The organism is Microbacterium mcarthurae (assembly GCF_046064585.1).
Lineage (GTDB): Bacteria > Actinomycetota > Actinomycetes > Actinomycetales > Microbacteriaceae > Microbacterium > Microbacterium mcarthurae.
On sequence record NZ_JAROCE010000004.1, the window covers coordinates 220096 to 233267 of the forward strand.

Sequence of the window (13172 nt, forward strand, 5' to 3'; positions counted from 1 at the left end):
CTGGACGGAATCGGCCTGTCCTCGGCGCGGCGCCTGTTCTGACGCGCGTGCGCCGCCCCTACTCCGCCAACCCCAGCACGTCCAGCAGCCAGGCGAGCTCGAAGGCCCGCTCGCGCCACGCGTTGTAGCGGCCGCTGACGCCGCCGTGACCGGCGACCATCTCGCACTTCAGCAGAGCGTCGGCGCCGACCTCGCGCAGTCGCTGCACCCACTTCGCCGGCTCGACGTACAGCACGCGTGTGTCGTTGAGCGACGTGACCGCGAGGATACGGGGGTAGTCGACTCCCTCCCGCACGTTCTCGTACGGCGTGTACGACTTCATGTAGGCGTACACGTCCGCGTCGTGCAGCGGGTCTCCCCACTCGTCCCACTCGATGACGGTGAGGGGGAGCGAGGGGTCGAGGATCGTGGTCAGTGCGTCCACGAACGGCACGTCGGCGAGGATGCCGGCGAACAGCTCCGGGGCGAGGTTCGCCACGGCGCCCATGAGGAGGCCTCCCGCGCTGCCGCCCTCGGCGACGAGACGATCGGGGGTGGTGTACCCGGATGCCACGAGGTGGCGCGCCACCGCGACGAAGTCCGTGAACGTGTTCCGCTTGGCCCTCAGCTTGCCGTCCTCGTACCACTGGCGTCCCATCTCGCCCCCGCCGCGGACGTGCGCGACGGCGAAGACGACCCCGCGGTCCAGCAGGGACAGGCGGGGCACCGAGAAACCCGGTTCGATCGAGTGCTCGTACGATCCGTACCCGTACAGGTGCACGGGCCGCGGCGAAGCTCCGGGCTCGCCGAACGACCGCTTCCACACCAGCGACACCGGCACATGGGTGCCGTCGTCGGCCGTCGCCCAGACGCGGGCCTGGCCGTAGTCCGCCGGGTCGAACCCGCCGAGCACGGGCTGGCGTTTGCGCAGCAGCAGCTCCCCGGTGTCGACGACGTAGTCGTAGACCGTGCCCGGGGTCACGAAGGAGCCGTAGCCCACGCGGAGCACGGGCGGTGCCCACTCGGGGTTCCCGCCGGTGCCGACGCTGTACAGCGGTTCGTCGAACGCGATCTCGGTGACGGCCCCATCGGTGTACGACAGCATGCCCAGGCGCGCGAGCCCCTCGCGCCGGTAGGCCACGACGCCCCAGTCGCGGAAGGTATCGACCCCGAGCAGGCGCTGCCCCGGACGATGGGGGATGACGGTCTCGCGCGGACCCTCGGGGTCGGTCGCCGGCACCCGCACGAGCTCGAAGTCGAGGGCGCCGTCGTTGTGGAGGATGTACAGCACATCCTCCCCGTCGACGATCGCGTGCTCGGCGGAGTACTCCACGCCCTCGCGTCGCGGCCAGACCACGCGCGCTTCGCCGCGCAGGTCGTCGGCGTCGATGAGGCGCTCCTCCGACGTGATGGACGAGCCCACCCCGATGATGAGGTAACGGTCGCTGCGGGTGAAATCCGCGCCGACCCAGTACCGCTCGTCGGGCTCGTGGAACAGCCGCACGTCGGCATCCACCGGCGTCCCGATCTCGTGCAGCCACACGGTGTCGGGACGCCACGCGTCGTCGACGGTGGTGTAAACGATGAAGCGGCCGTCCGGAGAGAAGGTCGCACCCGAGAACGTCCCGGGGATCTCGTCGGCGAGCGTCTCGCCGGTGACGAGGTCGCGGACGCGGACGGTGTACCGCTCATCGCCGGCCACGTCGATGCCGTAGAGCATGCGTGTGCCGTCGTTCGAGATTTCGAAGCTGCCCAGCGAGAAGAAGTCGGTGCCCTCGGCCTCGACGTTGCCGTCGAAGAGCACCTGCTCCCCGGGGACCGGCTCGTCGGGGGAGAGCACGGGCGGAGTCCAGTCGTCGGGCGAGGCGAGCGGGGCGCGGCATTGGATGCCGTACTGGGCGCCGGCGACGGTGCGGCCGTAGTACCACCACTCGCCGCGGCGCGCGGGCACGGACAGGTCGGTCTCGAGCGTGCGGCCCTTGATCTCGCCGAAGATCTCGTCGCGGAGGGATGCCAGGTGCGCGGTGCGCGCGTCTGTGTAGGCGTTCTCGGCCTCGAGGTGGGCCACGACGTCGCCGTCGTCCTTGGCGCGGAGCCACTCGTACGGGTCGTCGAAAGTGTCGCCGTGGTGCGAGCGAGCCGTGGACCGGCGGGCGGCGACGGGCGGGACGGGGCGGGCAGCGGTGTCGGTCACCTCTCCACGGTAGTGCGCTCTCCTCGAACCGGCTCGGGAGGAGCGGTGCCCGTTTGACCGATGAAGCCGCCGGTGAAAGGATGTCGACGGCCCGATGAATGCGGGCGTAACGTCAGGTGAACTCTTCGTTCTCCGCGCCGATCCCGTCGGCATCCCTCCCTTCCCTCTCACGGAAAGCGATCGGTGGAGAGCGCAGCCCTCATCATCGTGCTGGTCATCGGCCTGGCACTGTTCTTCGATTTCACCAACGGGTTCCACGACACCGCGAACGCCATGGCGACTCCCATCGCCACGGGTGCTCTGCGGCCCAAGGTCGCAGTCCTGCTGGCCGCGTGCCTGAACCTCGTCGGGGCGTTCCTGTCGACGGAGGTGGCCAAGACGATCTCGGGAGGCATGATCCGCGAGGATCAGCTGAGTCCCGAGATCTTCCCGCCGATCATCTTCGCCGGCCTGATCGGTGCGATCACGTGGAACATGCTCACGTGGCTGCTGGGTCTTCCTTCCAGCTCGTCCCACGCGTTGTTCGGCGGCCTCATCGGCGCCACGCTCGTGGGCGTGGGCGCCGCGGCCATCGACATGGGCGTGGTGCTAAGCAAGGTCATTCTGCCCGCGCTCATTGCGCCGCTGACCGCCGGGATCATCGCCTTCACGGTGACCAAGATCGCCTACGGCGTGACGCGTCGCTACGACATGAAGGCCGATGGACGCGACGGATTCCGCTGGGGTCAGATCTTCACGTCGTCGCTCGTCGCGTTGGCGCACGGCACGAACGACGCGCAGAAGACCATGGGCGTCATCACGCTCGCTCTCATCACCGTCGGATGGCAGTCCGCCGGCGATCCCGACCCGCAGCTGTGGGTGGTGTTCGCGTGCGCCATCACGATCGCCCTGGGAACGTACATGGGCGGATGGCGCATCATCCGCACCCTGGGCAAGGGCCTCACCGACGTCAAGCCCGCGCAGGGGTTCTCGGCCGAGAGCTCGACGGCCGCGACGATCCTCGCCTCGAGCGCCCTCGGCTTCGCACTGTCGACGACGCAGGTGGCATCCGGCTCGGTGATCGGCTCGGGGCTCGGACGTCGTGGCTCGACCGTGCGGTGGAACACCGTCGGCCGCATCATGATCGGCTGGGTGCTGACGCTTCCCGCCGCGGGCGCCGTGGGTGCTGCGGCCGCGCTCATCGTGGTGTGGCTCGGTGGGTGGGGCGTCGCGGTCGACGCCGTCATCGCCGTCACGATCGTCCTGGGGCTGTTCCTGCGTTCGCGCCGTGACGAGGTCACCTCGGCCAACGCGATGAGCGAGGTCGCCGACTCCGGCGCCGCGGTGAAGGTGCCGCGCAAGCCCGGGCCCACGCGCCGTCAGCTGCGCCGCGAACGCGCTCACGCCGGGAAGGACGGCCGCTCGTGATCATCGACTGGGAAGCCTTTCTGCACGTCTTCGTCGCCGCGCTCCTCGGTGCGGGCGTCGTGGTGACCTTCTACGCTCTCGGCCTGCGGCTGATGGTGCGCGGTGGTCGCCCCCCGCTGGTGGCGCCGGTGGAGTTCACGGATGCCATCACGGTGCTCAGCGACAAGCAGAAGCGCCGTGCCGAGAAGGCCGTCGCGAAGGCGGCCGCGCGCAATCCGCTCAGTGCGGGGCAGAAGCGTCTCGCTCTCACGGGGGCGTACGCGTGCTTCTCGGTGTGTGCGGCGGCCGTGGTCGGTGCGCTGCTGCTCATCCTGTTCAATCACTGAGCCGGCGCCTCGCCACGCGTGCTGTCGGGGGCTCCTTCTAGGCTGGGGGCATGGCATCGGTGCAGTTCGGTCAGCACGCGCCCGCTCGGCGCGTCATCCTCCATCTCAGCGACACGCACCTGCTGGCCGGCGACCGGCTGCTGGGCGGTCGCTATGACGCCGCCGCGCACCTGCGCCGCACGCTCGATGCCGCCGAAGCCACCGGTGTGCGTCCGGATGCCGTGGTCTTCACCGGCGACCTGACCGATCTGGGCGAGCCCGAGGCCTACCGCGCGCTCCGCGCAGCGGTCGAGCCGTGGGCGGCGCGTCTGGGGGCGCCGGTGATCTGGGTCGCGGGCAATCATGACGAGCGTCCGGCGCTGCGGGCGGGGCTGCTGGATGCCGAGGCCACCGAGGAACCCGTGATCGGGGTGTGGAACCTCGATGGGCTTCGACTCATCGCGCTCGATTCGAGCGTTCCGGGGTGGCACCACGGTGACCTCGACGCCGCACAGCTCGACTGGCTGCGCCGCGAGCTCGCCGAGCCCGCGCCGTTGGGCACGATCCTGGCGCTGCACCATCCGCCGCTGCCGACCCACATCCCGTTCTTCGACATCCTCGAGCTGCGCGACCAGGCCGGTCTCGCCGACGCGATCGCCGGCAGCGATGTCCGTGCGATCCTCGCCGGGCACCTCCACTACTCCACATCCGGCACCTTCGCCGGTGTCCCCGTGAGCGTTTCCGCGGCGTCGTGCTACACGATGGACCTCGCCCGCCCGGCCGAGGAGGTCAACGGGATGGATGCCGGTCAGTCGTTCCACCTCGTCCATGTCTGGGACGACACGATCACCCACGCGGTGGTGCCCGTCGTCGACGCCGAGCCGGCGGGATATTTCACGCCCGAGTGGGTCGCTCGCATGGGTGCGCTCACGCCCGAGGAACGTCTCGAGGCGTTCTCCCGCAAGCGCTGAAGAGTGTACGCGCGGGACGGTGTCACCCGCTCGACAGGCCCGGGCGTCGAACGACGCTGCTTCGGCCGGTGGTTAGGCTCGGGGGATCCCTGACCGCCGTGACGACCCACAAGGAATCCCTCCATGGCTTTGGACGCAATGACGCGCACCCGCACCGAGACCGACTCGCTCGGCTCTCTCGAGATCCCCGCCGATGCCTATTGGGGCATCCACACGGCGCGGGCGCTCGAGAACTTCCCCATCGCGAAACGACCCATCTCGGTCTACCCCGATCTCGTCCGCGCGCTTGCGATGGTCAAGCAGGCTTCGGCGCGCGCCAACCGCCAGATCGGGGTGCTCGACCCGGTCAAGGCCGACTTGATCGATCGCGCGGCCCAGCGCGTCATCGACGGCGAGTTCCACGACGAGTTCGCCGTCGGTGTGATCCAGGGCGGGGCGGGCACCTCGACCAACATGAACGCCAACGAGGTCATCACCAACATCGCCCTCGAGATGGCGGGGCGCGAGAAGGGCGACTACGCCTTCCTCTCGCCGATCGACGACACCAACCGCAGCCAGTCGACGAACGACGTCTACCCGACCGCGATCAAGATCGGGCTCTCGCTCACGCTGCAGAGCCTTCTGGACGAGCTCCGGTTGCTCCGCCAGGCGTTCCTCGGCAAGGCCGAGGAGTTCCACGACGTCCTGAAGGTCGGGCGCACGCAGCTCCAGGACGCCGTGCCCATGACCCTCGGCCAGGAGTTCCACGGCTTCGCCACGACCCTCGGCGAGGACTACAACCGCCTCACCGAGAACGCCTACCTGCTATTCGAGATCAACATGGGCGCGACCGCGATCGGTACCGGGATCACCGCGCATCCCGAGTACGGCCCCGCGGTGCTGCGTCACCTCCGTGAGATCACGGGGCTGGATCTCGAGATCGCGACCGACCTCGTGGAGTCCACGAGCGACACCGGTTCGTTCATGTCGTTCTCTTCGTCGCTCAAGCGCAACGCCATCAAGTTGTCGAAGATCTGCAACGACCTGCGCCTGCTCTCGAGCGGGCCGCAGGCGGGTCTCGGCGAGATCAATCTGCCCGCGCGCCAGGCCGGTTCAAGCATCATGCCGGGCAAGGTGAACCCCGTGATCCCCGAGGTGGTCAATCAGGTCGCCTTCGCGGTGGCCGGTGCCGACCTCACGGTCACGATGGCCGTCGAGGGCGGGCAGCTCCAGCTCAACGCGTTCGAGCCGGTCATCGCGCACTCGATCTTCCAGTCGATCACGTGGATGCGTCAGGCGATGTGGACCCTGCGGGTCAACTGCGTCGACGGCATCACCGCTAACCGCGAGCGCCTCGGCGCCATGGTCGGGTCTTCGGTGGGCGTCGTGACGGCCCTCACGCCGTTCATCGGCTACGCCGCGGCGGCGGCTCTGGGCAAGACGGCGCTGTTGACGCATCGCAACGTCGCCGACCTGGTCGTCGAGGCCGGCCTCATGACGCGCGACGAGGTCATGAAGCAGATCTCGCCCGCCCGTCTGTCGGGCCTGCAGGCGATCACCGAGGCCATTCCCATCGTCCGCGCTGCCGACAGCATCGTCGAGGACTGACCCCTCCACCCGCACGTTCCGCGAAAAGGCATCCGGCCGACCACGCCACCGCCGTCTGCGGTGGGTGTGTCGGCCGGATGCTGTGTGGGTGAGCGACGGGATGCCGGGACGTCCGCCGCACCGCCGCCCGGGCTCAGCCGAGGATGCGGCAGTGCGTCGTGAGCTCGCCGATACCGTCGATACCGACGGTCACGGTGGAGCGGTCGCGCAGGAAGATCTGCGGGTCGCGAGAGTAGCCGGCACCCCCGGGGCTGCCCGTGGAGATGAGAGTGCCCGGAAGCAGCGTGGCCGACTCCGAGAGCTTGTGCACGAGGGTGGCGACGGATCGCACCATCTGGGCGGTCGAGGCGTCCTGCACCGTGTGTCCGTCGACGACCGTCCAGATGTGCAGGTCCTGCGGATCGGGGATCTCGTCAGCGGTCACGACGAACGGTCCGGTCGGGGTGAAGCCGTCGAACGACTTGCAGCGCGACCACTGGGCTTCGGAGAACTGGATGTTGCGCGCCGTGATGTCGTTGACCACCGTGTAGCCCCACACGTGGCCGAGCGCGTCGGCCTCGGCGATGTCGCGCCCCGGGCGACCGATGATGACGCCGAGCTCGGCCTCGTAGTCCACCGCCTCGCTGAGAGCGCGCGGCCACGACGTGGTCTCGCGGTGGGCGGTGAGCGAGTTCGGCCACAGCACGAACACCGTGGGACCGGCATCCGTCTTCAGTCCGAGCTCGCCCGAGTGCGCCGCGTAGTTGAGTCCCACCGCGAGGATCGTCGGGGGAGCCAGCACCGCCGAGGCGAACCGCGCGCCCTCGAGCGGATGCCGGGATGCCGTGGTCGTAGCCTCGCGCACCCGCTCCAGCAGCTCGTCACCGCCGGCGATCAGCTGCTCGAGCGTGGCGGGGGCACCCTCGAACAGCTCGTCGACGAACGAGTATTCCTCGGCGTGGACGCTGACCAGGCGAGGGGCATCCGCCGCCTCCGGGGATCGGACGTGGGCGAAACGCATATCTCCACGCTACCGGGCCGCCCGGGGCGGAGTGCCCGCAACGGCCCTGCTGACTCTCGCAACCCGGGCGGGGCCAGGGTCCTGCGCCTCTAGGCTGAGCGCATGAGCTACCCCTCGCCCCTGTGGCAACCGGGCCCGGGCGAGCCCGCGCCCATCGCCGACGCGCCGCGTCCGCCCGCGCCGGTCGCCGCGGCGCTGCTCCCGATCTCACGCCGCGGCGGGGCGCTGCTGTGGGTGGCCGCCGTGCTCCTCGTGCCTGTGCTGGCTCTTCTCGTGCTGTACTTCGTGCGCTTCCTCGGCCCCGCGGCATCCATCGTCGGCGTCCTGCTGGCGGCCGTGCCCTTCGTCGTCGTGTGGCTCGCGGTGCGGCTCGTCGATCGATGGGAGCCCGAGCCACGACGACTGCTGGCTTTCGCCGTCGCGTGGGGCGCGATCGCCTCCGTCGCGATCGCGCTGGGCGTCGACGCGCTGCTGGCATTCCTGGCCGGAGGCCTCCCCGACGCCTTCAGCGCGGTCGTTCAGGCTCCCATCGTCGAGGAGGTCGCGAAGGGGGCGGGGCTGCTGCTGCTGTACGTCGGCGCCCGTCGGTCGTTCGACGGGCCCGTCGACGGGATCGTGTACGGGGCGCTCATCGGTGCGGGGTTCGCGTTCACCGAGAACGTGCAGTACTTCGCGGTGAGCTTCATCGAGGGCGGCGCGGTCCAGGTCGGGGGAGTCTTCTTCCTGCGCGCGGTGCTCTCGCCCTTCGCTCACGTGATGTTCACGAGCCTGACCGGCTTCGCTCTCGGTCTGGCCGCTCGTCGGTCGCTGCGCACCGCCGCGGCTCTCCGGTACGTCTTCCCCGGCCTCATCGGCGCGATCGTGCTGCACGCGCTGTGGAACGGCTCGGCGACGTTCTTCAACTTCTTCGAGGTGTACGCCACGTTGCAGGTGCCCCTGTTCGTGCTGTTCATCCTCGGCATCCTGGCTCTGCGGCGGGAAGAGGCGCGCCTCACGCGCGCCCGGCTGGGGGAGTACGCCGCGGCCGGGTGGTTCACCGCGCAGGAGGTCGACATGCTCGCCACCGGTACGGGCCGTCGCTCGGCGTTGGCGTGGGCCCGCGCCCAGCCGGGCGACCGTACGGCGGTGATGCGGACGTTCATCCGGGATGCCACGGCGCTCGCCGCCACGCGGCAACGCGCGCTCTCGGGGCGTGACGCGACGGCGGCCGCCCAGGAAAGCGCGCTTCTGCAGCGTACGACCGCGGCCCGGGCGGCTCTGCTCGCTCGTTGAGGCGGGGGTCTTGACACCGCCGCGGAGGCGGAGCACCATCGATGTAGGCCAACTCAGCGCCCGGGAGACACGCAGGCATCGCCGCGGCACCGGGCGCTGAGTCTTTGTCCAGGGGGGTCATCCCGCAGCGTCGCGTGCTTGGATGGAGTCATGACTGATCGCACCAAGCCGGAGTTCGACGCTCCCACCGGTCCCGCCCCCTCCGACCTCGTCATTCGCGACATCATCGTCGGCGACGGCGACGAGGCGAAGCCCGGTGACACCGTCACCGTCCACTACGCCGGTGTCGAGTACGAGTCGGGCGAGGAGTTCGACTCGTCGTGGGGACGCGGCGAGAGCATCCAGTTCCCCCTTCGCGGCCTGATCCAGGGCTGGCAGGACGGCATCCCGGGCATGAAGGTCGGCGGACGCCGTGAGCTCGTCATCCCGCCGCACCTCGCCTACGGCCCCGCCGGCGGTCACTTCCTCGGCGGCAAGACACTCATCTTCATCATCGATCTGCTCAAGGTCGGCTGAGCCGGTCTTTCACCGGTCGTTCACGAACCCGAGGGAGCTGCGGCCCCTCGGGTTCGTCTTTTTTCACGATCGTGGAATACATTCGGATGAATGAGAGTTGGGCATCGGCAGGACGCCGAACCGGCTCCCCAGACCTCAAGGAGTGACATGACCGACACGACCACGCTCGAGATCCCCGGCTACAAGACGGGCACCTGGGTGCTCGACCCCTCGCACAGCGAGGTGACCTTCACCGTCCGCCACATGATGATCTCCAAGGTGCGCGGCACCTTCGGTATGAAGAGCGCGACCCTCGTCGCTCCCGAGAACCCGCTCGAGGCGTCGGTCGAGGCGTCCGTCGACGTGACCTCGGTCGACACCAAGGACGAGGGCCGCGACCAGCACCTCCGCTCGGCCGAGTTCTTCGACATCGAGACCTACCCGACGATGGACTTCCGCTCGACCGGTGCCCGCGTCGAGGACGGCGACTTCCTCGTCGACGGCGAGCTCACTATCCGCGGCGTCAGCAAGCCCGCGACCTTCTCGATCGACTTCGGCGGCTTCGGCACCGACCCGTGGGGCAACTACAAGGCCGGCGCGACCGCGAAGACGGTCATCAACCGCGAGGACTTCGGCCTCACCTGGAACGCCGCGCTCGAGACCGGTGGCGTCCTCGTCGGCAAGGACGTGACGATCGAGCTCGACCTGCAGTTCGCGCTTCAGGCCTGATCGCCACCGCTGTGAAGGGCCCCGGATGCCACGGCATCCGGGGCCTTCGTCATCCCGGCCGCGGCCCGGATTCCGTGCTGCTCACGCCCGCGCGCGGCGGCGAAGGCGCACCCGCTCCTGCACCAGGAGAATGCCGAGGAACACGATCGCCGCCCCGACCGGCTCGTTCCACGTGAGCCGCTCACCGAGGACGAGGATGCCCAGCGTGACCCCGACCACCGGGGTGATGTAGGTCACGGTCGACGCGCGCGTGGGTCCCCACGCCCGCAGGGTGTTCTGGTTCCAGACGTACGCCAGGCCCGTGCCGAGGACGCCGAGGGCGACGATGCTGCCGACGACCGGGAGTGTCAGCTCCATCGGCTCGGCGAGGATCACCGGCGACAGCAGCACCATCAACCCCGCAGCCGGGCCGATGTAGCCGAAGGCGAACGCGACGCCCGACAGTCCGGCGTCGCCCAGGAAGCGTCGCATGTACGCGAGGCTGAAGCCGTAGCAGGCCGTCGCTCCCAGCAGTGCGATCTGCGCGACCGTGCTGCCGCCGAGATCGGCGGCCGCGCCGGGCACGATGATCACCACGACGCCGAGGATGCCGACGGCGATGCCGATGAGCTGGCCCGGGCGCAGGCGCTCCACCCGGAACGCGGCCCAAGCCATGATCGCGGTCATGATCGGCGTGGTGGCGTTGAAGATGCTCGCCAGACCCGACGAGACGTGCTGCTCCGCCCAGGCGAACAGCAGGAACGGCACGGCGCAGAACGTCACCGCGAGGACGCACAGGTGCGCCCAGACGCGCGGGCTGCGCGGCATCCGTTCCCGCCGCAGGGCGACGACCGCGGCCAGCGCGACCGCCCCGAACAGCAGGCGGCCACCGGCGACCTGCGCGGGCGTCATGCCCGTCAGCGCCACGGCGATGAAGAGGAAGCTCGCTCCCCACACGATGCCGGTCAGCACGAACTGCACCGTGATCGCGAGGGGCGAGGGGGAGGGAGCGGATGCCACGACCCGACCCTAGGCCTCGGGGCCGACATCGTGCGGCTCCGTCGACAGCGACGGCAGAAATCCGCCGACGAACGGCGGTCGGGCACCCGTGGGCGAACGCGCCGCCCCGCGCCCGACGGCCGGTCCGTCGCGCGCTGCCCTCGCGCTGCCCCGCTGACCTCGCGCTGCCCGCGCTGCCCTCGCGCGTTGCCGCCCGCGCTGCCCCCCCGGGGGGCATAAACGCTTCTGGCGGGCAGAAACGCGCTGACACCGCGTTTCTGCGCGCGGATGGCGTTTATGCGTGTCGGTCAGGGGCGGGGGTTCAGGGCGTCGTAGTCGCGGAACCGCGGCGAGAACCGCACGAGCACGCCGACGAGGGCGAGGATCAGGATGCCGCCGAACAGCGGGGGCACCCACAGCGCCGTGACCGTCGCCAGGGTTCCCGCATACAGGGCGCCGACGCGAGGACCCCCGGCGACCACGACGATGAAGATGCCCTGGAGGCGTCCGCGCATGGCATCCGGGACCGCCGCCTGCATCATGGTCGAGCGGTAGATGGCGCTGACGTTGTCGGCCGCGCCCGAGACGGCCAGGGCGATCGCGGCCAGGACGATGAGCGTGATCGCGCCGGAGTCCTCTCCCGTGTCGGCCGGTCGCATCCACCCGAGGGTTGCGGCCAGCAGGACGAGACCGAAGACCGCGATGGACAGCCCGTAGACCTGGATGGCCCGTTCGATCCCCAGGCCCTGGCGCCGCACGCGTCCGACGGGACCGGAGAACAGGCTCGACAGGAAGGCGCCCGCGGCCACCGCGGCCGTGAGGACTCCCGTCGTGATGGCACCGCCGCCCAGGAGTACTGCTCCGATCGCGGGGAAGAGGGCGACCGGCTGGCCGAAGGTCATCGCGACGATGTCGAGGAGGTACTGCAGCCGGATATTCGGTGCACGGCGCAGGAATCGCGCTCCGTCGCGCAGCGACTCCAGGCCCGGACGCACGGTCTGGCCCTCGGGGCGTAGCCTCGGCAGCGACCACAGGCCGAGAAACAGCGACGTCATCAGCAGCACGTCGAGCGAGTACGTCCACGCGTAGCCCGCGACCGCGACGAGGACGCCCGCGAGTGCGGGGCCCGCCATCACCATGATCCCGACCGTGACGCCCTGTAACGCTGCGGCGGCCGGGAGCAGGTCGCGGGGGAGGAGGCGTGGAGTGATCGCCGAGCGGGTGGCCATGACGATCGAGTTGGCCGCGGAATTGACGACGCTCAGGACGAACAGCCACGCGACGGTCTCGAGGCCCGTCCAGGCGAGGACGGCCAGGAGCGCGGTCGAGATGAACGTCACCGCCGCGGCGAGGAGGGCCACCGTGCGGCGATCGAAGGCGTCGGCCAGCATGCCGCCGTACAGACCCGCGGCCACCATCGGCAGGAGCCCCGCGACCGCGATCATCGATACCGCGAGCGTGCTCTGGGTGAGCTCGAATACGTGCAGCATCACCGCGACGATCGTGAGCTGCCCGCCCAGGCCCGACAGCGTCGACCCGATCCACAGTCTCGCGAAAGCGGGGGAGGTGGTGAGCGGACGTAGGTCGATGAGGGCGCTGCCGCCGCTCACGCTCCGGCCTCGGCGGCGCGGGAGGTGGACGCGGCGGGCGCGCCTCTCCGAGTTCTGGCATGCACGGGTCGAGGCTACGGCACCCCGCGGGGGCGGGGATCGCGGGACGGCCGGTGATGGCATCCGGATGCTGGTAGACTCATGCGGTTGCCGTTGGATCGGCCGCGGATAAAGAGAGCCCACGCATCAGGCGTCGGGCGCCGCGCAACAAGAGGAAGGGGATCCCATCTATGGCACTCGAAGCGGACGTCAAGAAGGCGATCATCGAAGAGTACGCGACGCACCCCGGTGACACCGGATCCCCCGAGGTGCAGGTCGCGATGCTGACGCAGCGCATCAAGGACCTCACCGAGCACCTCAAGGCACACAAGCACGACCACCACTCGCGCCGTGGCCTGTTCCTGCTCGTCGGTCAGCGCCGTCGCCTGCTGGGTTACCTGCAGGACATCGACATCAACCGTTACCGCTCGCTCATCGAGCGGCTCGGTCTGCGTCGCTAAGCGCACCAGCGTTCAATCGCGCAAAACATTCTTGGAAGGCCGCCCCACGGTGTGGGGCGGCCTTCGTCATTCCCGAGCAGCGTCAGCCGGCGGCATCCATCCCCGCTGCCGGTCCCAGCCCATGTATAAACGCGATCCGCGAGCG

12 protein-coding genes are annotated in these 13172 nt (G+C 69.8%); 8 read left to right on the forward strand and 4 right to left on the reverse strand.

The window, feature by feature from the left end:
- Nucleotides 1-58 precede the first annotated feature (58 nt).
- A complete protein-coding gene (locus P5G46_RS13425) occupies nt 59-2173 on the reverse strand; it encodes a S9 family peptidase (protein WP_408905890.1) in 2115 nt (704 codons plus the stop codon).
- 183 nt (nt 2174-2356) lie between these two features.
- Between P5G46_RS13425 and P5G46_RS13430 the strand changes: the two genes are divergently transcribed.
- From P5G46_RS13430 to P5G46_RS13445, 4 genes are all read left to right on the forward strand, one after another.
- Entirely contained in the window at nt 2357-3580 is a 1224-nt protein-coding gene (locus P5G46_RS13430; protein WP_239277173.1) for an inorganic phosphate transporter, read from the forward strand.
- A complete protein-coding gene (locus P5G46_RS13435) occupies nt 3577-3906 on the forward strand; it encodes a peptidase (RefSeq protein ID WP_239277174.1) in 330 nt (109 codons plus the stop codon). The genes P5G46_RS13430 and P5G46_RS13435 overlap by 4 nt, the downstream gene beginning before the upstream one ends.
- A 50-nt stretch (nt 3907-3956) precedes the next feature.
- Complete coding sequence (locus P5G46_RS13440; RefSeq protein ID WP_408905891.1) at nt 3957-4856, forward strand: phosphodiesterase; 900 nt, start codon at nt 3957-3959, stop codon at nt 4854-4856.
- Nucleotides 4857-4979: 123 nt separating this feature from the next.
- The gene (locus P5G46_RS13445; protein ID WP_408905892.1) at nt 4980-6443 is read left to right on the forward strand and encodes an aspartate ammonia-lyase; all 1464 of its coding nucleotides are present in this window, start codon (nt 4980-4982) and stop codon (nt 6441-6443) included.
- A gap of 133 nt (nt 6444-6576) precedes the next feature.
- Here the strand turns inward: P5G46_RS13445 and P5G46_RS13450 are convergent, their stop codons facing one another.
- Nucleotides 6577-7443: a fumarylacetoacetate hydrolase family protein gene (locus P5G46_RS13450; protein WP_375094483.1), complete on the reverse strand. Its 867-nt coding sequence runs from the start codon at nt 7441-7443 to the stop codon at nt 6577-6579.
- Between the two features lie 102 nt (nt 7444-7545).
- On the opposite strand from P5G46_RS13450, the gene P5G46_RS13455 reads away from it, so the two are divergent.
- The 3 genes from P5G46_RS13455 (at nt 7546) to P5G46_RS13465 (ending at nt 9939) form a co-directional block, all read left to right on the forward strand.
- Nucleotides 7546-8715: a PrsW family intramembrane metalloprotease gene (locus tag P5G46_RS13455; protein WP_239277178.1), complete on the forward strand. Its 1170-nt coding sequence runs from the start codon at nt 7546-7548 to the stop codon at nt 8713-8715.
- 150 nt (nt 8716-8865) lie between these two features.
- Complete coding sequence (locus P5G46_RS13460; protein ID WP_077050208.1) at nt 8866-9231, forward strand: FKBP-type peptidyl-prolyl cis-trans isomerase; 366 nt, start codon at nt 8866-8868, stop codon at nt 9229-9231.
- Nucleotides 9232-9378: 147 nt separating this feature from the next.
- A complete protein-coding gene (locus tag P5G46_RS13465) occupies nt 9379-9939 on the forward strand; it encodes a YceI family protein (protein WP_239277179.1) in 561 nt (186 codons plus the stop codon).
- A gap of 81 nt (nt 9940-10020) precedes the next feature.
- Here P5G46_RS13465 and P5G46_RS13470 read toward each other — a convergent pair whose 3' ends face one another.
- Nucleotides 10021-10938 carry a DMT family transporter gene (locus tag P5G46_RS13470; protein ID WP_408905893.1) on the reverse strand — a complete coding sequence of 306 codons (918 nt, stop codon included), beginning with the start codon at nt 10936-10938 and terminating at the stop codon, nt 10021-10023.
- 287 nt (nt 10939-11225) lie between these two features.
- Nucleotides 11226-12527: an MFS transporter gene (locus P5G46_RS13475; RefSeq protein ID WP_408905894.1), complete on the reverse strand. Its 1302-nt coding sequence runs from the start codon at nt 12525-12527 to the stop codon at nt 11226-11228.
- A 230-nt stretch (nt 12528-12757) separates the two neighbouring features.
- Between P5G46_RS13475 and rpsO the strand changes: the two genes are divergently transcribed.
- Entirely contained in the window at nt 12758-13027 is a 270-nt protein-coding gene (gene rpsO / locus P5G46_RS13480; protein WP_239277182.1) for a 30S ribosomal protein S15, read from the forward strand.
- Nucleotides 13028-13172: the final 145 nt, after the last annotated feature.

Bases quoted from the DNA above. Each gene is read 5' to 3' on its own strand.
- P5G46_RS13465 (WP_239277179.1), top strand. From the start codon at position 9,379: ATGACCGACACGACCACGCTCGAGATCCCCGGCTACAAGACGGGCACC.
- P5G46_RS13440 (WP_408905891.1), top strand. From the start codon at position 3,957: ATGGCATCGGTGCAGTTCGGTCAGCACGCGCCCGCTCGGCGCGTCATC.
- P5G46_RS13445 (WP_408905892.1), top strand. From the start codon at position 4,980: ATGGCTTTGGACGCAATGACGCGCACCCGCACCGAGACCGACTCGCTC.
- P5G46_RS13450 (WP_375094483.1), bottom strand. From the start codon at position 7,443: ATGCGTTTCGCCCACGTCCGATCCCCGGAGGCGGCGGATGCCCCTCGC.
- P5G46_RS13455 (WP_239277178.1), top strand. From the start codon at position 7,546: ATGAGCTACCCCTCGCCCCTGTGGCAACCGGGCCCGGGCGAGCCCGCG.
- rpsO (WP_239277182.1), top strand. From the start codon at position 12,758: ATGGCACTCGAAGCGGACGTCAAGAAGGCGATCATCGAAGAGTACGCG.
- P5G46_RS13460 (WP_077050208.1), top strand. From the start codon at position 8,866: ATGACTGATCGCACCAAGCCGGAGTTCGACGCTCCCACCGGTCCCGCC.